The following is a 19,878-nucleotide window of genomic DNA, read 5'->3' on the forward strand; positions in this document are numbered from 1 at the left end:
TATTTCATCTTTTGTGTGATCTATATCAGGATTGTTGACCGCCAGGCTTTGAAAGATCTCTGTTTCATAGGTTTGAAGCCGTTACAGCCCTAGTATAGATCACATATTTCCCGTAATTCATCATCGATTAGTGATAGTAACTCTTTTATGCTCTTTTTGCAAGCGTTTACATAAATAAGGAAAGGAGATTAGGGTTCACACTATCCGACTATGAGGAGGTTAAACAGATGTTCAGATCATGCCTATTCCCCGGGAGACTCAAAAAGTTATTACCGGTATGCCTCAGTCTGTTGTTGATCATAAGTACTGTCGCTCTGTCTCCCCGGCCTGCCGCAGCAGCGGTTAACCCCTTGCCGGGACCCGGCCACCCTCTTCTGTATGATGATTTTGCCGGCGGCGGGCTGTTCAAACAAAATTGGACGAACTGGTACAATCAGAACGGGGGTAGCGGCACTTTCACCAAGACGGTCCAAGGCACCCGTACGATTGGAAAGTTCACACAAACCCCAGGCTCCTCCACCTCCTGGGCCAAGTTTCAGCCGATGAACGAGACCTTTGACCTCTCGGGCTACCGTTACATGAATCTGTCTCTGCAAAATGCAGGTTATGCCCAGTCACTCATTCGTGTTGTCATAAGCGATGGCATCACCAATTACAATCTTACCGGTGGTTACGTACCTGCAACGAATACCTGGACCAGCCTGCAGTTTGATCTGGATGCCCTGTCGCCCAAGATTCAGAAGGAGAAAGTCAAATTGGAGGTGTGGCTTAGACAAGCCGGCGGGACTTACGGGGAAATGCTGATCGATGATATCGTGTTTACCACGGCCTCCGGTGGTACCGCGCCTCAGTTAAGCCCGGCTGTGATGAGTGCGGATACAGATGGCAGCTATAACCAGAACACTAATTTTACCTTCGATGCCACTTATACCGACCGGGATAACGAGGCGCCTTATGCCGTCCAGGTGATCATTGATGACACGGCTTATACTATGCGCGAAACCGATCAAGCCGATGTAACCTACACGGATGGAAAAGATTACAGGTTCATGACCAAGCTTCCGGCGGGAGCCCATTCCTACTATTTCCGCACCACAGATACGACTTCGAATGAAGTCAAGACCGGAATTCACAATTTGATCGTAATCAATTCCTCTTCTGTGGTTGATATTGTAGTGAGCCAAGCCGGCTACAGTGCGGACGATATCAAGAACGCCAATTTCATCTCAACCACAACCGTCACAGACGCTACTTATGAAATCTTGGATGGATCTAATGTCGTGTCATCAGGCACCATGACTTACGAGGGCTTCTATTGGAATAAGCATGTCTATTCTATCGGTTTCTCCTCCGTCACGGATGCCGGGAACAACTACAGGGTGCGAAGTAATCAGCAGTATTCCTATCCTTTTGAAATCACGCCTAACCTGTGGAATCAATACAAGGATGAAATGACAGCCTTCTACCGTCTTCTGCGTGCCTCAGTAGCCACCAGTGATGCTTATCCTGAGGGTTACAGCAGTGTAGCTCCTTCCGCTAAGCTCTACCATGCCGCGGGACACCTGGATGATGCCCAGTCTGCGGACGGCCTGACCCATTATGATCTGACAGGCAGCTGGTACGATGCTGGGGATTACGGCAAATATGGCGGTAACCAATGGGTCGGCGCAGAGATTGCACTTGCTTATACGCGTTATGCGGACAAAGACAGCGTGAAGTACGATAACGACAGCAATGGCATCCCGGACCTGGTAGATGAAGCTGTCTTCGGCAGCGAATATCTCATCAAGTTCGCGGATCAGCTTGGCGGGGAAATGTATAGTCTCAGGAACAATGCTTCTTTTGTACACCCGGAGAAATCTACCGACAACATCTCCGGCACAGCGGATGACCGGAAGCTGACCGATTTAAGCGTCGGCGGCTCAGCCAAGTCAGCGGGTACACTGGCAGCCACAGCGCGCGCGATCCGCACAGCGGTTAACGAAGGCGACATCTCGTCAGCCCGGATTGCAGAACTCACGGATTTTGCCGACCAATGCGAGAGCGCAGCTGTAATCTTTTATGATTATGTGGTTGCCCATCCTGACGGTCCAATAGGCTCCTACTCCACCAGAGGAGGCATCCCCAATTCCAAGCTGCTCGCTGATGTGGAGCTGTACTTGCTGACCGGCGATAACCAGTATAGGAATGCAGCTTCAACTACAATCAACGCCTTAACGCTGAGTGACATTTCATCCACGAACTATTGGGATATGAGTCCAATGTCCATGGCCGAGTTCTACCCGGTGGCCGATGCCTCAACACAGTCTCATATTCACAGTTTGTTAAAAGGGCAAGCGGATTTCTTCCTCTCCACTTCAGATGATACCCCGTATGGTGTACTGAACCAGTTCAAAAACTTCGGCGTAAACGAACCTCATGCTTCTTATTTGGGGGACCTGCTGCGGTACTATGAATTATTCGGTGACCCGGCAGCACTGGAGGCGGTGGTACAAGGTATGTATTGGCTGTTCGGAGAAAATCCGTGGAATATCAGCTGGGTCTCCGGCATTGGCACCCATCATGTAATGTTCCCGCATACCCGCTACAATGAGGATTCCAATACTGCGGGTGATACCGGGATTATCTTCCCCGGCGCCATGGTCAGCGGACCGAATATGAAAGATCCTAAGAATCGAACCAGTATAAGCCCCTGGTACGAGGACCGGTCCCTCTATCTGGATGATACGAATCAGTGGCGGTATAACGAGTTCAGTATCAGTATTCAGGCAGGACTCCTATATACAGTTATGGGACTTAGTGCAACTCCGGGAACAGGTGCAGACAACACAGCGAAGCCGCCCGCCTTGCCGCTACTCTCTCCGGTGATTGGAGAATGGGTCCGCGGAGATGTAACTGTTTTTGCTGAGGCCGGGGATGGTCTGAGCCAGGTAGAGTATGCGGCAGCCGGATTGCCTTATCAGCCGATGACGGTTTCCGGTAATGTATATTCAACTGTAAGCGGTGCGGTGTACGCTGCGGTTATCGATGAGAGCCAATCCTTGCCCTACGTAAGCCGGAGAGTAGATGTTCGTGCGAAGGACTCTTCCGGCGGATACACCTACAGCTCGACTCATTACACCGTTGCTCCCGCGTTGCCGGACCCCTCCACTCCGCTGTTATATGATGATTTTGGAGGAGGCGGATTCTGGGGTGGTTCTGCGGCCAACACGACCTGGGTCAACTGGTATAATCAGAATGGCGGCACGGGAACGTTCACCAAGCTTACAGTAGACGGACGTTCAGCCGGCAAATTCGCCCAGACTCCGGCAAGTGTGACTTCAGCGGCTAAATTCCAGCCGTGGAACGATGTGGTCGATCTGAGCGGCTACCGGTATTTGAATATTACGCTTAAGAATCCGGCCTCGCCTGACCTCAGAACCCGGATTGAAATTAATGACGGCAAAAGAACGTACAATCTGACCGGAGGCTGGGTAGAGGTTCCAGCGGACTGGAGCGTTCTGCAATTTGATCTGAATGCACTTAGTCCGGCCATTGATAAAAAGGCGCTGAAGATGTCCATTTGGCTGAAACAAAATACAGTCACTGCCGGAGAAATGCTGATTGATGAAATTAAGGCGACCAATCAGGTCAGCGGAAGTGCGCCAACGTTAACTTCAGGAGGCGTAAATCATACAGAAGGCACGCCGCAAACCGAGTTTACTTTCACAGTCACTTATACCGATGCGGACAATCAGGCCCCATTTGCCATGGAGCTGGTCGTGGACGGCGTTGTCCGGACCATGCAGCCTGCTAATCCGGGTGATACTAACTATGTTGACGGCAGAGTCTATCAATACACGACCAAGCTGCCTCCCGGCCAGCATTCCTACTACTTCCACACCACCGATACGTTTACGGATGCCATAAGTACAGAGGTTCTGCTCGGCCCTATAGTTGGTTGGGGTAGCTAATAAGCCCGCTGCATACGGGGCTGTCCCAAGCTAAGAAATAGCTGCTTGGGACAGCTCCTCCTTCTATTTCTCGCAAAAACGGTACCGTCCCTAAAAAGGACGGTACCGTTTGCTGCTTGTGTAGTAGGATCAACGTGTGCACTTGAGTGGACGCTGCGCGGACAGGATGTTATAGATTCATCCGCTTTCTGTGGCAGAGATCCAGAAACTTTGTATAAAATCATGCCCAAAATACAACATTTCCCTCCTCATATCGGCCCAAATCCAAAATTGTTGTACAAATTGCAGCATTTCACCTTATTCAAGCAGCTCAGCAGTATTATTCTTGTATTTCATACAACAATCCTTCCGATCACCTGGCTATCCATGGATTAGAGTTGTAAAACGTACAACATTTAGCAGAAATTGATCTATGGTGGTCCATGCATGACGTCAAAACGGAGGAGAACCGGATGAAAACTATTGATCAACCTGTTCTGGGTGAATTGGAATTTGCTCATGAACCACACCGTATGACGGAAGCGGCATTTCTTCATTGGCCAAATCACTGACTGTTCAAATCCGCTCCAGAAAAGGGATGGCCAGCTCTGCAATCCGCTGAAAGCCTGCCTCATTCGGATGAAGGCCGTCAACGGTGAAAAAGTTCAGGGTTAACCCGGTAATCCCGCTTTCGGCATATAAGTCCAGTACGGGCAAGGCATAATAAGCCCCGATCCTGCGGACCGCTTCAGCGTATTCCGGCAGGCGGAAGCCTGCGCCGTTAATGAAGGCAGTATCCCATCCGTCCTTATCCCGCTGAAGCGGAGTCCACAGATTCAGACGGGCATCCGGTCTGCGGGTTAACAGGTCCTCAATCAAAGTGGCGTAGGCACCGTAAAACGTATGAATGTCCCGCCCTTCCATACTTCCCAGCGGCTTATCGAGCCTGAAATCGTTGGTTCCGGCCAAAATAGTAACACAGTCAGGGATCTCAGTTAAGGAACGGCCCGCATGTACTGTCGCCCCGTAGTCACGGTCTCCGCCCGCTGCCATAGGACAACCGCTGACTGCGAGGTTGACCATTGTTCCGAAACCAACTTCTGCACACACCAGCGGCTGATAACCACCCGCCGCGCTGATGCTGTCGCCAAGCGTGCCCCAGCTTTTGCCTGCCCATCGGCCAGATGCTCTCAAAAACACACCCCCTCACTACATTTGCTGAACCTCACGGATAAGCTCATACAGCTTGGACACAAACGTCCCTCTTGTGATGCTGGATTCCCGGCTAAGCTCTATAAGCGGGTCCTCCCGGGCGGAGAGGCCAAGCCCTCTTAATGCAACCTGTATCCAATTCGCCGCCATCGCCCCGGTTAGCAGCGGCCGTTCACGCCAGTACTCCCGCGGTCCGGCTTCCTCCAGGGGCAGCCTTGGCCCCATATCTGTACCAACCGGAATTAGGTTGTCTGTCGCCGGAAGTACAGGCAGGCTGCGGCATCCGGGTAAACTGCGTGCCCATGCAATCAGTCTGGAGGCTTCGGATAACGGCATTGGATCGTCTAATCCGGCAGCATAAGCAGTGAAGAACCCCTTTGTTCCCAAGTATTCCGCGGCCTGCCTTGCCGGATGATCCCAGGCAACATCTTCGAAGTAAGTAATCCGCTGCTCCCGATCAAGCAAGCTGATCTGCAATGCATCGACAGGCACAAGACGCACATCTGTGTTCCTAGTGATGGCAAGGTCTGCGGCTATGCCGGCCGCAAAGCCGAGCTGCATCCAGCATGGCTCCATCCGGAGGGTGCCGAAGCCCATATGGCTGGCGGACACGGCGACCGGTACCAGCAATCCGTCAATAGCTTGAGGAACTATAACACCGTAGGGAATCTGATAGATTTCAGACAGCCAGTTGAGGCCGAGGAAGCCCTCAAGCGCTTTGTTTTGACCTTCGGGCTCCCGTTTCTTCACGGCATGAGAATCAATGGGGTAATCCCCGATCGCGATGCTGTCCAATTGAATCGGCGCACGCCCAAGGCCCGGAGCCAGTCTTGCATCATTTTCTGTAAACGTGTACTCTCCCTGTATCCTTCTGGCTTCACGCACATATAACTGCGGCGGGAAATAATCGTAAGCGGTAAATTCATCCGCCGCATACCCCCAGCTCTGCGCATCCTTGCGAAAGTCCTCCGGCAGCTCCTCATCGTGCTGAATAAACCACAGCAGCCCCTGAATATACTCCTTCTGGCGTTTCGCGAATAGCTCCCTTGTCCTGCGGTCCCCATCGGCATAAGCCGTATTCTCCTCCGGAAGATCCGTCGAGCACATGCAGTAATGGTGGTTATTGCTGTCTGTCTTACCGTTCGGCACGGCCAGCATATTAAGCATGTCGCCAATGGACTTGATACGCTGCTCCGCTACATCAGTTGCCAGCAGGGCATATTCGTCACGGTTATACCCCGGCGGTCTGGTACAAGCAATGAAATTATCCCGGTTCCGGGTTAGGCACAGCCTGTAATTATACGCTTGTATCCGGTCATCCCCTTCGCCGGTGCTGCCGGGATACACTTCCTTCGATTCATCGAAGTTCATATAGAGCCTGCCGGCATACTCCTCGTTCCACTCTTCCCGGGATTCGCGCCCCAGCCGGTAAGGCACACCTGCCATCGCCGCCAGATCACCCTCGTAAGTCCCGTCCACGAATACGTTGCCGACCAATTCCTGTTCGCCAGCATCCGTCTGTACCCGAATCGCCAGCAGTTGAGTGCCTTCTACCCGGACACCCTTCAGCTCCGCACACAGCTGAATGTGAAGCAGCGTTTCCTTGCCTGTCATCTCCTGCAGGATATGCTGAGCGACGGACGGCTCGAAGAATAATCCGTTATTGCAATCCTGGACCTGCGCGGATTCTTCGCCGTACCGGTCACGATAATAAGCATGTACGCGGCCGGCAAATTCACGGAATACGGCGCCGGAGGCTTCAAGAGAGAGAATATCGGTTCTGCCTAGTCCGCTGGTCAGCATTCCTCCCAGATGATCTGTCGGTTCCAGAAGCAAGGTCCGCCGGCCCTGCCTCGCCGCTCCGAGCGCTGCACCGATTCCGCCGGGTGTTGCTCCGTATATGACAACCTCATAGCTTTCCATTTATCCTCTGCTCCTTCAAGTGGTTATTAGCCCTTAATTCCTGTGAAATTAATCCCTTTCTCCACGAAACGCTGTGTGGATATGAACAAGATCAGCAGCGGAATCAGCGAGAGGACGCCGCTCGCACTGATCAGGTTCGGCCGGACGATGGTATTGCGGTTGGTCGTCTGCTGCATATCGTTCATCGCGACCGGGAAGGTCCAATGCTCCGGCGATTTCGTTACGATGTAGGGCCACATGAATTCATTCCATACAGGCACGAAGGTCATGACCGCCACGATGGTGAACACAGGGATCGACATGGGAACGACAATCTTCAAGAAGGTTCTGAATTCACCAGCACCGTCAATCCGGGCCGCCTGAAGCAATTCCTTGGGCAGCTGATCGAAGAAGCCTTTGAACAGGAAGATTACGAAGCCCCAGGCGAAATGCGGCAGGATGATGGCCCACAGGGAGTCACTTAGATGCAGGTTCTTGATCAGAATATATTGCGGGATCAGGATCGATACCCCGGGAATCATAATTGTCGCCAGGAAGAACATCAACAGGAAGAATCTGAGGCGGCTGCTGCGGATGAGCTGGGACAAGGCATAACTGCCGATACCCGCGAAGACCAGCTGCCAGATGATGACGGTGAACGTGACCATTCCGCTGTTGATGAAGTAACGGTAGAACCCGAGATCCCCGGCTTTCCCAAGCGCTATGTGCTGCAGGCTGGCGAAGCTGTCGAACAGCCTTAGCTTATTGCGGGAATGCTCTACACTCGTTATTGTTCCGGCTAACACGTCATGGGACACGAAGAAATCGCGGTAAAGCTTCGCCACCTCATGGTCAGAGGAGGGTGCCGTAGCCTTGGCCGGCTTAGAGGCCGGTCCGTACCATTCGAAATCACTCAGTTTCCGCTCTGCGATGGTGGGCAGCTTAAGCTTCATCACCTGATCGTTGACGACGCGGGTAGGCACAATCGACATCTGGCCCACATAGAATTGCGCCGAAGTGGCCTTGGCCCGGAACAGCTGCTGGCCGTCCCTCGTCCCGTTCACGATAATCTCGCCGATATTGTTGCGGATTAAGGATGCCCAGGGGAACCAGATCGCCTCCATTGCTTCTTTCTTATAGAAGGTCTCATCCCCGCTGGCTGCACCCGTGAAATCTAATGTAACAGTAATCGTGTGAGGCACGTCCGGAATGAATTTGGGCGTAGCCGATTGAATCGACTCGTTGTCCATGATGGAAGTAAGGCACAGCCATACGAGTGGCAGCGTACCGAACAGGAGAAACAATATCGTCACAGCATAGGAGGTGAACTTTAGTCCCTTCTCACCTCGCTCAGAGATGCGGTTAGATTTCATAAGGATCAGTTCTCCTCCTTCTGCAGCTTGAATTGAATGACCGTCAGCAAGGCAATTACCAGAAACATGAAGAATGACAGGGCAGCCGACATCCCGAAGTTCGATTGTTCGAAGGCAGAACGCTGAATGAGCAAGGAAACGACCAGTGAAGCATCTGCAGGACCGCCCTTCGTCAGAATGAAGATATTATCGAATGCAAGCAGTGCACCGGACATGAACGAGATGAACTGGATCAGGATTACGAAGCGGATGTTAGGCAGCACCAGGGACCGGATTCGGCGCCAGGGGCCACAACCATCGATTTTGGCCGATTCGAATAATTCTGCAGGGATCGATTTGATCGCAGCATAGTAGAGCAGCACTCCGATTCCGCCGCTGGCGAAAAACCCCGGCAGGACAATGGCGAACTTAGTCATGTTAATATCGTTGAGCCAGCCGTAGGGACCAAGGCCGATTTTGCCGAGCAAGTAATTGAACAGCCCGCTGTCGGGGTTGTACATCCACTTCCACAGCAGCGCGCCTGCCACGACCGGCAGAATGCTCGGAATCTGATACAGCACCCGGTACACTCCGTTCGCCTTGCGGATCTCGCTCAGGAAGATGGCTTGAACGATCGGCACCCAGAAGGTTAACGCGACGGACAGGAGGAAGATGATAAAAGTGTTCTTGAGCGCAAGCCAGAACGTCGATGTCTGCAAAAAGACGAAGTAATTCTCTAACCCGACGAACCTGCCGGGCGGATTCACGATATCGTAGTTAAATAGACTGATTTGCACGGCCGAGAAGATCAGATAATACTTAAACACGATGAAGACGATAATGGATGGCAGTAGAAACAAGACCGGCGTCCACCGGATACGGAAACGGGTCCGGGGGGCGGGAAGGGCCTTCAGGGGAGGACTGGATTCGAGCTTCATCTTTTCACCGCCTGCACAAGAATAGATGCCGGGATCCCCTTGCCGGAAACCCCGGGCAGCTTAACAGTAATCTGTGGTTATTTGCCGGATTTACTCAGGATATCTGCGTTATATTTATCGATAACTTCCTTCTGCGCCAATTGTTCCGCCGCCTTGAGCTCCGTCAAAGGATCAGCATTCTGATCGAGCAGCACCTTCTGAATCGGCTTCACCACATAGGGGCTCAGACTCGACTTCAAATAATATTCCAATTGCTGCGTTTCGGCCGCCTTACGGATGGCACTTAAGAAATCAGCGGGCATGCCTTCAACATAATTGGATGTGTCTACGTCTTTGACGACGGTAAACGGGTTGACTCCCAGCCCGTTGTCTTTATTGAACTGCAGCCGGGTCTCGAAGGCTTCCTTGGAGGACATGAACATAATGTAATCAAAAGCCGCCTGCCGCTTCTCCGGAGTTGCCGACGGGCTGATTGCCCAGAAGCTGCCGCCCACCTGGGATGGGCCTACACCCGCAGGACCGACCGGGTATGGCATGAAGCCGATTACGCTCGGGTCCATACCCTGTCCGACGAAGGTGTTATAGGCATCGGATGCTCCGAGGATCATCGCCGACTTCCCGCTGTAGAAGTCCTTGTTATTCTCTTCAAAAGACTGGAGAACATTGCTCTGAACGACCTTATGCGTCCATTTCAAATCCTTGTAATACTGCAAGGCTTTGACGGTAGCCTCAGAAGTGAAGTTAAGCTTGACCGTTCCGTCCGGCTGCAGCTCCGTCAAATCTCCGCCGGCTTGCCAGACGTAATACTCGAAGTGCCAGTCGCCCCAGTCCATGCCGAGAATATCGAAACCGATAGTGCCCGGATTCTTCTCTTGTACGGTCTTGGCCGTAGCAGCGAATTCATCCCATGTGGCGGGAAGGCTCGTGATTCCGGCAGTTTCGAACAGCTTTTTGTTGTAATAGACGCCCGTCGAATACATTGAGAGAGGTACGCCATAGATTTTACCGTCCCGTGTAGCCATGTTGAAGGCGCCGTCGATAAAACGGTCCTTATCAGGGGAAGCGTTGATCAAATCGGTAATATCCGCTACAATGCCCGCTTGAACGTATTCCTGCATCTTGGGGAACGACGGCCGGAACACATCAGGCTGCTCTCCGCCCGCAACCGCTGCCAGGAATTTCTCGGGCGTCTGCGTCTCATCCTCGTGTGTGACCTTGATGTTCGGATAAGCAGCATCGAACTTTGCCTGCAGTTCTTCGGCGACCGCTTTCGTTGCGGCATCCGGCGCCGGCTTATCCCAAACGGTAATCTCGACGATAGCTGCTTCCTTGGAAGGCCCTGCTGTATTCTCCGCCGCAGGCGTATTTCCCGCCGGCGTTGCCGCCGATTCGGCTGCCGGATCGTTCCCGTTGCCGGAACCGCACGCCGTCAGCAGGCCGAAGGCGAGCGACATGGTTAACAGCGCAGCCCGCTTGTGTGTAGACCCTTTATAACGCTTCATTTCATAATCCCCCCGTGAAGTGTGGTTGCTGTACCCCTTCATCATAAAGGGTTGCAACCGCTTACTAAATAGAAATAATTAACCGGCTAAATATGAATATTTCACCTCCAGGACAGCGGTCCGATGTCCCAGCGGAGGATTGTTTGTTCTATGCACAACCGGATTTTAGGGAGCATGTCGTACGGAATGTGAGGCGCACCGGGCAGGGCGACCTCGAATCCGAGGTCTTTCCTGTGCAGCAGCTTACAATAAGCTTCGGCCGTTGGACTCCGCGTATCCGAGTGGCGGTCCCCGATTCTGGCCAAGGCAGCCACGGCGAACGAGACGTATTGGAAGTGTACTTCGGCAGGCGTCTCCGACGCTTCACTTGCATCCGGGTTCGGGAAAGCTGCTACAGGTTCTTCCAATAGGGTATACAGCAAGTCAGCCGCATCCTTGTCCGCAAGCAGTCCCAGCAGGAGAATCGCCGAATAGCCCCGTCCATGGCTGCGCTTATGGACGAGGCGGGTCTGTGGTACGAAGGGGTCCTTCACGCGCGCGAGCTTTCTCAGCACAGGTGCGGACGAGGCATCCCCAAGCAATGCAAGTGCGAATGCACTATGCTTACTGAGGTCAGACTCAGGAACCTGTGTCATCCAGGCTCTTAATGCAGCTTGAATAGATCCACCCATTCTAACCGCCGACCAGATCGAAAGCCCCGGATGCGCGCTGGACATACCTTCCCTGATGGTCTCCGACTGACCGAGCCAAGCCGGACCCGTATTGTGCCCGCTTGCCTGCAAGCAGCCTGTTGCGGTGAGCAGCGCGGATAGCTCCGGATAAGGAACCTCCCGGAGCGGTACTTTCCTGGTTATGGAGAGATAGGCGGCATAGGCGGCAGCCTCCCCTGCTTTTTGCATATCCCGTTTCATCCGTACACAGGTGGCCAAGTCATGATCGACGGCCAGACATCTGCCCGCGACGAGCAGCCCCTCCATTCCTCTGGGAATGAGCGCGCCGAGCGGGACCGGAACGGAGAGTTTGTGTCCCCACATGCTGCAGGCAACGGTCCATTTCTGCAGCACCTCGCTCTCGAAGGCGGTATCCTTGCTGTGCAGATCAACATGCGCATACGCGTAATACAAGGGCTCCGTTGTATGAATGTCATTGAGGACGCATTCGAGTGTCACCTGTGCTTCCCCTTCGATCAGCCGTCCTTCCCTGATTCCGGTCAGTGGTGCAAGGCGGAGCCAGCCGTCCCGCTCAGTATATGTATCCTTCAGGTGCGTAGAGACGGTTGCGGACGTGAGGATTGCTTGCGACAGAGCTAACGCATCTCCCGGATCGGCATAACCCGAGTCGGTATGCCGGCAGTTAACCTGTCCGTTCTCCAGCTGCAGCCATACGTTCGAGAACGGCTGCAGCTGGCCGTCCATCTTACGGCCGCAGTACATGCCCGCTCCTGCATGCGCGCACACATGCGCGTCTCCCGTACAATCAATCACGACTTCACTGTCCGCCGTGAATCGGCCTTCCGGGGATATCCATTCGATTCCGCATACGCGTTTGCCCCGTCTAAGGACTCTTGTGATTGTGCTCTCATACCGGAGGTCTGCGCCAAGCTGAATCACTTCCTGCTCCATTACGATCATTTTGGCTTCTCCGTTCACGCCTTGCGAAGGTGTGAAGCATCCGGCAGCAAGCGTTAGCACCTGCTCATCCAGAGGCTCGGATATACCGCCCCTCGACCCGTAATAATAGCTCCATACAGCCCCGGCCGTTCCTGTACCGCCCATGCCATGCAGACGCTCTACGCCAAGAACCTTCAGCCCTTGCCTGGCCGCCGTGATCGCCGCAATCGCTCCTGCTGTTCCCAGCCCTGCTACAATGACATCATAGCGTCCCGCATAAGCTCCCCCGAAGGACGAATGGTTGACCACGCCGCCGCTATACCTTTCTGCGCACTCCATCTGATGCTCCCTCCCATCTCTTTTGTTGAACATAGCCTTGATCGATAGCTTCAACCGGGTGCCCATACCCTTTTGACGGGAGCCAGAACCAGCTGTCCGTGACGAGCTGCAAGCCTCGCTGCACTTCACAATCGAAGACGGAGGCGATGGCGGCAATTGTCCAGGGGAGAAGTACAGTTGGACGGGTATGCCAATAGCTTAATAGACCGTTTCTTGCAGCAGGCCAATCGTCGTCTGCTGCAAGCGTCCATTTGACGATATGCTCTGCGCTGAAACGACCTTGAACGAACTCCACCCCGGGATCGCTGGCAGCAGGCAGGCCCTGATCTGCAATTCCTGTGTGAATATACGCATTAAGGCTGCGCCCGGCCGGACGGATCTCTGCCGGACGGGATACCCGGCATGTAGTCGTATCTATTATGCGGTCGGCCGTTACCGTATGTAGACCGGATGCATTGAATAGATCAACCTCGAAGCCTGCGGGGAGCTGCCGGATCTCAATAATCTCTGTCAGGAGCAGCACCTGAACCCGGGCATCCAGCAGTCTCCGGCACAGAACAGGATGAAGGCCCGGAAGGTGCACCGGCTCTAAGGCGGCCTCGGTCAAATTGCGCTGACGGAGCTCCAGCACGAACGAGCGTCCGAATGAGGACAGCGGAATCGGCCCATCGTTCCGTCCAGGGTTGAAGCTCTCGATATACTCTTGCCCTACTGCTGCCGACCGCTCGACGACCAGAGTCGACTCCGGTGCCGCTAACGCTGCTCCGATTCCGCTGCAAGTCGCTCCGCAGATTATTGTCTTATAGTGAGCTTGCAATGTATGTTCCATGATCTTCATCGAACCCTTGTCCCCCCTTGTCAACACTCATCGGCCTTACTCTGAAGCAGCCGACATGTTCAAGCGGTACTGAACCGGAGTCGTACCAGTCGATTTCCGGAACACGCTGCTGAAATAAGCCGCATCGGGAAAGCCAACCAGAACGGCAATTTCCTGGATCTGCAGCTCCGTCTTCTTCAAGAGCTGTCCGGCCTTGCGGATTCGTTCTTCAGTCAAGTAGCTGATGAAGCTGCTTTTAAACCGTTCTTTGAACCGTCTGGAGAAATAATTCGGGTGGATATAGAAGCGGTCAGCAATGACCTGGAGACTGATCGGCTCATGCAGATTATTGTCTATATAGAGCTTGATTTCATCCATAAGATCGGGATTCGAGGAATGCCGCATCCTGTTTAAGTGATCCATCATATTATGGGTCATAGCGGCAAGCTTGACCTCAATCTCCGTCCAGCTCTCCACCCCGTGAAGCCAGCTCAGGAGATCGCCGACCTCACCGATGATCCATTCCGGGATACTTGTCTTAAGCAGCAGATATTTGCGGTAGAGAAGATGGAGATCAATGCAGAAGCTCTCCAGCTGATTGAAGCTGGAAGCTTCGTACTCCACGAGTGCTTCGATACGGGGGCCGAGCCACTTGATTAAGGCTGCGGCATTGCCATCGTTCAAAAGGCGGAATACAAAACGCTCATCCTCTTCCGCAAGAACCGAGCTCCCGTTACCCTGACCGCCGGCTGCCGGTGTCAAGCCGTATACTTTATTCCGTCCGTGGATAATCCGGTCCCGCAGCGCTTGCTTGGCTTGCTGATAGGACTGATGGATCTGGCGGATATTCCGCACCGGCAGGCCGAAGCCGATGGTCACCTCAAGCTTAAGATAGCGGTGAATCCCCGTCATCACCCCTTCAAGCTCATGCTTTATAGAGGTGAGGCCGATGGAATTGCCGTCTCCAAGGAGGTAGACAAGCTCTTTGTGATAGATGGAATGGCGGAATAACATCCCTTCCCGCTCCCTGGATTCAATCAGCTGGGAGATGACATTGGAGATTGCAAATCCAAGCAGAGCTTCGTCTCCCTGGAGGAAAGAGCTATAGGGCAAGTCGGGCCGTGTGACTTCGAACAGGACGATTACGAACTCGCGGCAAGAAGTGTTCATGGAAGCCAGCTCCCTGTCCTGCTCGAAGGCAAAGCCCTCGTCTCCCTGCTGGATCAGCTGGGTCAACAGCCGCTCACGCGAAGTCTCCTCGCTTCTTTGCTGAAGCAGCTGGAGCTCATCGCCGAGCGTGGAATGCCGTCGGTCCTGCTCGATCTTCGCCATGATCCGGATCAGGCAGTCCCGAAGCTCTTCGGGTTCGACCGGCTTCAGCAGATAGTCGGCAACCCCGTATTGGATGCCTCTTTTGGCGAACTCGAATTCTTCATAGCCGCTGACCAGGATAAATTGCAGTTTATCGTCGACCTCCTTGGCCTCGCGGATGAAATCCAGCCCGTTCATCTCCGGCATCCGGATATCCGTAATGACGATATCCGGCCGGAGCTCAGCCAGACGCTGCAAGCCTTCAATACCATTCGCGGCTTCGCCAATCTCCCCGATCGGCAGCCCCATCCGTTCGATGATCCGGATCAGGCCTTGCCGTAAGATAGGCTCATCTTCAATCAGGAGCAGTTTCATCCCACTACTCCTCCTCTCCCAGTTTTCTTAGATGAATAACGGCTTCAGTGCCTTGCTCCTGCTCACTGGTAATGGTAAGACCATATTCATTTCCATACAGCAGCTTGATCCGGTTCTGCACGTTCATCAGTCCGATGGAGGATGGCGGCAGCTCGTCACGCCGCTGCTGGATATCCTGACTCAGCAGCATGTTGAGCTCCGCCAGTCTTGACGCTGCAATCGGCGGGCCGTTGTTCCATACATTGAGATAGATTTCCTGATCGGACAGTCTCCAGCCCCGGATTCGCAGCTCGCATTGCGCAGACATTCTGTCGAAGACATGCACGAAGCAATTCTCCACCAAGGGCTGTATCAGCAGCTTCGGAATGGAGAAGCCGTATATTGAATCCTCCACTTCGATCGTATATTTGAACCGGTTCCCGTACCGTTGCTGCTGAATATAGAGGTACAATTCGATCTGCCGCAGCTCAAGCTGTATCGTTGACGTCCGGGCAGCACTTATGTTGTAACGGAACATCTTTGCCAGTGATCTGCTGATCAGGCTAATACGGTCGTCATCATGCAGGGTAGCAAGGCTATCGATTATGCCTAGTGTATTGTAGAGAAAGTGAGGATTGATCTGCGATTGCAGCGCCTTGATTTCCGCTTCTTTACGGACTAAGTCTGCCTCGTACACTTTCCGGATCAGCGACTTGATCTCCTCAGTCATGTGGTTAAAACGGTGAATGATGTAACCGGTTTCATCTTTGGTGCGGATAGGCAGAATAATATCGTAATCGCCCTTCTCAACGGCCAGAATGCCTTTCTTCAGCTCTTTGAGAGGAGTAAGAATTCGTGAGGACAGCAAAATTGCCACCAGCATGGCTCCCAATAAGCAGGCAATTCCGATCAAGATCGTATCCCGCGCCAATCCGTTCACCTCTTTGAGCAGAGTACGGACATTAACGATGCCCACCAGTACCCATGACGTATTCGCCAAAGGCTGGGAAACGTACAGCACTTCCGAATCATTACGGCGCTCCAGCGGTTTACCGGGCAGTGAGGAATCGGCAGAGATCCGGACCGTCTCTTCCCTTGCATCCACCAGCAGAAAGTCCACGCCTTCCGTCTCACCAAGTCCTGAGAGCCATTGCTTCAGATACTCATAAGACAGCTGGACCATCAGGACACCGATAATGGGGAACTTGGATAGCGTGCTGATATTCTTGACTGCCTGTACGAAAGTCAGCGTGCTAACCTCCTGCCCTGTACGCCGGTCAAAAGCTATCGAGGGGACCCAGACGCCTTTGCCGTTATTCGCCACCGCGATCTCCTTCAAATCTTCGAAATCGACTACATCCGTGTTATTGAGATTTCCTTTGATCAAGCGATTGCCCTCAAGCTGTGTAACCACGATGAATTCGACTGCGGAATGATCGGTCACGAATTGACTGAAGTTGCCGGAGAATTCACTATAAGCCAGCGGATCGGAGCCTAACGTCTGCACGAAGCTTTGGAATCTCGGGTCAGAGAAGTAATTCCATGCGGTACTCTTGATATTGACCATCTGCGTCTCCAGGTTGGTGGCTGATTGCGAACTGAAGAGCTCCATATTCTGGATCTCGCGCTGCTTGATATCGGAGGAAGTATGATCGTAGGTATATAAGCCAAGCGTTGATACCGTAATCGTGATGATCGCGAATAAGGCGAGCAGCATTTTACGGAAAAGGGAGCGTGAAAAATAGCCGAATACAGCCATAATCCCCTTTGTGACCGAATGGATTAACGAGAGTATGGCCATCGCCCCCAGATCATAATTTTTCCCATAATTCATTATAATCCGATTATTACGCTAAAGGGAGTCCTTCCTGACCGTCTCTCTCATAAACCACCGTCACAATTTCGGCAGGCCGGACCGGCAACCGAACCCGTCCATCCTGCCCTTGGGTCAGCCTATGCAGACGTTCCTCCATAATGTTGCTTTTGTTCCATACGCCCCCGCCTCCCGGAGGTGCATCCAGCAATAAGACCGCAGGCTGCATAGACGCATTGAACCAGCGGACGGCGAGATCGCCGGTTTCTTCCGAAACCTTGACCGAGGTTAGTAACAATCCGTCTCCCTCCCATTGCAGCCAAGAATGGGTAGGGGGAAGTTCTCCGGATTTCAACCCGGTTGGAATTACCATAAAGGGAACCGACTGGCGATAGGCTTCCGCCGCCGCTTCAGTCCGGAACGGCTTACCCGAATACGGAATGAGGCTGAGCTGGGCCGTATGCGTTCCCAGGCACTGTGCCTCCGGTGTGCGGAACACGCCCCAGTCCCCTAATTCGCCCACGGCCCGAAGCAGCGTGACGGCAAGCGTGTTACGGCCGTCCTGCAGCACTTCATACTCGTGCAGCCCGAGGCCAGCCGCCATCAGACCGGCCTCCACTGAATCGATGCCGGAGAATGATTGCTGAGGATGGCAGTAGCTCGGATTGACCCATTCGGGGTCGGGTATATTACTGCGCTCCGCAATCTCGAAGACTGACTCCGCGTAATGGCTGTCCGCCTGAATGCCGGCCGGGAAGCAGATACGCAGCCGGTGATCCTTCGCCTGATTGTCGTAATGGACCGATAGCTTCAAGCTTCTCGCTCCCCGCTCCAGCGTCACCTTCATCCTGAGGATGAGCGGAATCTCGCGCTTGCCGCGTTGGGCTTGCCGATTCATGAATGGAACCATCGCATCGATCTCTTCCTGCAGCAGCGAATCCGCTTCTGCCGGAACAGCCCACCGGTGAACGATTTCGAACGTGGCTGCACCGGCCCAATTCTCCACCAGTTCGCAGGAAGACACCGGGCTGTCTTCCGTCGTCAGCGCAGAATGTCCCTGTGGTGCGGTATATACGTATTCATTGCCGATATCGCCCGTATCCTCGAAATAGCCTAGTTCGGGATAGGTTGTCTGCGATGCCTTATCCAGCAAAGTGAACGTTCCGTTATCTGCAATATCCACCCGAATCCATTCATTCTCCATTGATCGCGGACCTGTAACCAGCGAAGACGGCGGGAAAGATGCAGCTGGCAGCGTATCCGTTGCCCAGGCGAATGTCCGGTATCCGAGAGCCGGAATTTGGCCGGCTAAGAAGGTCAAGCGGATGATACGGGCGTAATAAGGCTCGCGGAACCGGTCCTTCGGCAGCTTGTAGCCGAAGCGGACGCCGAGGTCCTCCACCTGCGCGTCAAGGTTCCCGCCCGAATCCGTAATGACGTATCCCGGCCGGAAGGGCAGGCTGCTGAGTCTTTGCTTCAGCTCAGCCGGCTTGCCTTCAGCCAGATACAACCGCTGGGTCTCCAGTTCCACCGTGACGACACCGTGCTTGGGCCAGCCGGACGTGTTGAATACGACGAACGGCAAGGCGTTACCGTATGCTGCGAAGCAAGAGGTATCCACCCTGCCCGCCAGTGCCTCCGCGCTGTCCAGGGCGATCGATTCCGCCACCTGAAGACTTTTGTCGAACCGTGTTACCATCTCCCGGTGAACCTCATCAACACTGCAGCCGCAGATGCTGTCGTGAGGATGATTCTGCATCAGCGTCTTCCACGCATAAGCAAGCAAGTGATGCGGGTAGGCATCCCCCTGCAGGTATGCGAAGGCTGCGAGCGGCTCTGCAACACGCTCCAGCTCTGATTGGCCCAGGGCATTCTGCCGCTTCAGATGAATCCGGCTTGAAGCCGTGTTGACTAGTGTATACCAGCCGTCACTGCGTAAGCTTCGCAGTTCTCCTTGGATGATGTTAAGCTTCTCCGGTGCCGCAGCCCGGACTTGTTCGATATATAATTCGAAGTCAGAATGTACGAACCGGGTATCCGGATATAACCGGCGTGCGGCCGCAAGCGCTGCGGACAGATCGGCCTGGACCGGCTGATGGTCGCAGCCGTTCATGAGCAGCAGGTGAGGTGTCGAGGCATACTGCCCTGCCGCTGCTATGCGTTCGTCCCAATAGGCCGTAGCCTCTTCGTTCCGGACCGGTATCTCCATCCCGTTGTTGTACCAGTTCGCGAATAAGATGCCCAGGACTTTCGTGCCGTCAGGCGACTCCCAGTACATCTCGGAATAAGGCGATTCGTAGCTGCCTGATTGCTGGGTGTAATTATTGAAACCTGTCGGCTTCACCCCTCTACCGAATACCGCCGCTGTCATGCCCGCTTGCGCAATCAGCTGCGGCGCCTGCCCGATATTCCCGAAGGAATCAGGGAAATAACCGATCCTCGTCCAGCGGCCATAGGGCTTCGCGGCCTGCCAGCCGGCCAGCAGGTTCCGCACATTGGCTTCCGGACTGGTCAGGAACTCATCCTGCAGGATATACCAGGGGCCGATCAGGATACGGCCCTCTCTTATACGCTGCTCAAGCTCTTCCCTGCGATCAGGACGCACTTGTAAATAATCGTCCAGGATGATCGTCTGCCCGTCGAGATGGAAGCTGCGGAATTCCGCATCCCGTTCCAGCACGTCCAGCAATTCATCCATCAAAGCGACCAGTCTCACGTGATGCTTCTCAAACGGCATATACCATTCCCGGTCCCAATGTGTATGGGATATGACATGTACAATGTTATTCATTGCGG

11 protein-coding genes are annotated in these 19,878 nt (G+C 53.7%); 1 reads left to right on the forward strand and 10 read right to left on the reverse strand.

The annotated features are described in order from the left end of the window. Positions 1–290: 290 nt before the first annotated feature. Positions 291–3,953: a glycoside hydrolase family 9 protein gene (locus NYE33_RS22900; protein ID WP_341067722.1), complete on the forward strand. Its 3,663-nt coding sequence runs from the start codon at positions 291–293 to the stop codon at positions 3,951–3,953. 555 nt (positions 3,954–4,508) lie between these two features. Here the strand turns inward: NYE33_RS22900 and NYE33_RS22905 are convergent. The 10 genes from NYE33_RS22905 to NYE33_RS22950 all read right to left on the reverse strand — a co-directional run bounded on the left by NYE33_RS22905 (position 4,509) and on the right by NYE33_RS22950 (position 19,873). Then, positions 4,509–5,126 carry an SGNH/GDSL hydrolase family protein gene (locus NYE33_RS22905; protein WP_341067723.1) on the reverse strand — a complete coding sequence of 206 codons (618 nt, stop codon included), beginning with the start codon at positions 5,124–5,126 and terminating at the stop codon, positions 4,509–4,511. A gap of 15 nt (positions 5,127–5,141) precedes the next feature. Beyond that, positions 5,142–7,067 carry an FAD-dependent oxidoreductase gene (locus NYE33_RS22910; RefSeq protein ID WP_052421879.1) on the reverse strand — a complete coding sequence of 642 codons (1,926 nt, stop codon included), beginning with the start codon at positions 7,065–7,067 and terminating at the stop codon, positions 5,142–5,144. 26 nt (positions 7,068–7,093) lie between these two features. Beyond that, positions 7,094–8,419: a carbohydrate ABC transporter permease gene (locus NYE33_RS22915; RefSeq protein WP_042137399.1), complete on the reverse strand. Its 1,326-nt coding sequence runs from the start codon at positions 8,417–8,419 to the stop codon at positions 7,094–7,096. Positions 8,420–8,424: 5 nt separating this feature from the next. After that, positions 8,425–9,336, reverse strand: coding sequence for a carbohydrate ABC transporter permease (locus NYE33_RS22920; protein WP_042137398.1), 912 nt, complete (start codon positions 9,334–9,336; stop codon positions 8,425–8,427). Between the two features lie 77 nt (positions 9,337–9,413). Further along, entirely contained in the window at positions 9,414–10,838 is a 1,425-nt protein-coding gene (locus NYE33_RS22925; RefSeq protein WP_052421878.1) for an extracellular solute-binding protein, read from the reverse strand. 101 nt (positions 10,839–10,939) lie between these two features. Continuing rightward, complete coding sequence (locus NYE33_RS22930; protein ID WP_341067726.1) at positions 10,940–12,787, reverse strand: FAD-dependent oxidoreductase; 1,848 nt, start codon at positions 12,785–12,787, stop codon at positions 10,940–10,942. After that, complete coding sequence (locus NYE33_RS22935; RefSeq protein WP_336100354.1) at positions 12,765–13,625, reverse strand: hypothetical protein; 861 nt, start codon at positions 13,623–13,625, stop codon at positions 12,765–12,767. The genes NYE33_RS22930 and NYE33_RS22935 overlap by 23 nt, the downstream gene beginning before the upstream one ends. Positions 13,626–13,661: 36 nt before the next feature. Beyond that, positions 13,662–15,290, reverse strand: a complete 1,629-nt coding sequence (locus NYE33_RS22940; protein WP_341067729.1) for a response regulator — start codon at positions 15,288–15,290, stop codon at positions 13,662–13,664. Positions 15,291–15,294: 4 nt separating this feature from the next. Beyond that, positions 15,295–17,103, reverse strand: a complete 1,809-nt coding sequence (locus NYE33_RS22945; protein ID WP_341067732.1) for a sensor histidine kinase — start codon at positions 17,101–17,103, stop codon at positions 15,295–15,297. A gap of 13 nt (positions 17,104–17,116) precedes the next feature. Next, positions 17,117–19,873: an alpha-mannosidase gene (locus NYE33_RS22950; protein WP_341067733.1), complete on the reverse strand. Its 2,757-nt coding sequence runs from the start codon at positions 19,871–19,873 to the stop codon at positions 17,117–17,119. Positions 19,874–19,878 lie beyond the last annotated feature (5 nt).

This window comes from Paenibacillus sp. FSL R10-2199 (assembly GCF_038000235.1).
Taxonomy (GTDB): Bacteria; Bacillota; Bacilli; order Paenibacillales; family Paenibacillaceae; genus Paenibacillus_AQ; species Paenibacillus_AQ phytohabitans.

Excerpts from the sequence above, each read along its gene's own strand:
- NYE33_RS22910 (WP_052421879.1), bottom strand. The coding sequence starts at position 7,067 with ATGGAAAGCTATGAGGTTGTCATATACGGAGCAACACCCGGCGGAATC.
- NYE33_RS22915 (WP_042137399.1), bottom strand. The coding sequence starts at position 8,419 with ATGAAATCTAACCGCATCTCTGAGCGAGGTGAGAAGGGACTAAAGTTC.
- NYE33_RS22920 (WP_042137398.1), bottom strand. The coding sequence starts at position 9,336 with ATGAAGCTCGAATCCAGTCCTCCCCTGAAGGCCCTTCCCGCCCCCCGG.
- NYE33_RS22925 (WP_052421878.1), bottom strand. The coding sequence starts at position 10,838 with ATGAAGCGTTATAAAGGGTCTACACACAAGCGGGCTGCGCTGTTAACC.
- NYE33_RS22930 (WP_341067726.1), bottom strand. The coding sequence starts at position 12,787 with ATGGAGTGCGCAGAAAGGTATAGCGGCGGCGTGGTCAACCATTCGTCC.
- NYE33_RS22935 (WP_336100354.1), bottom strand. The coding sequence starts at position 13,625 with ATGAAGATCATGGAACATACATTGCAAGCTCACTATAAGACAATAATC.
- NYE33_RS22940 (WP_341067729.1), bottom strand. The coding sequence starts at position 15,290 with ATGAAACTGCTCCTGATTGAAGATGAGCCTATCTTACGGCAAGGCCTG.
- NYE33_RS22945 (WP_341067732.1), bottom strand. The coding sequence starts at position 17,103 with ATGAATTATGGGAAAAATTATGATCTGGGGGCGATGGCCATACTCTCG.
- NYE33_RS22950 (WP_341067733.1), bottom strand. The coding sequence starts at position 19,873 with ATGAATAACATTGTACATGTCATATCCCATACACATTGGGACCGGGAA.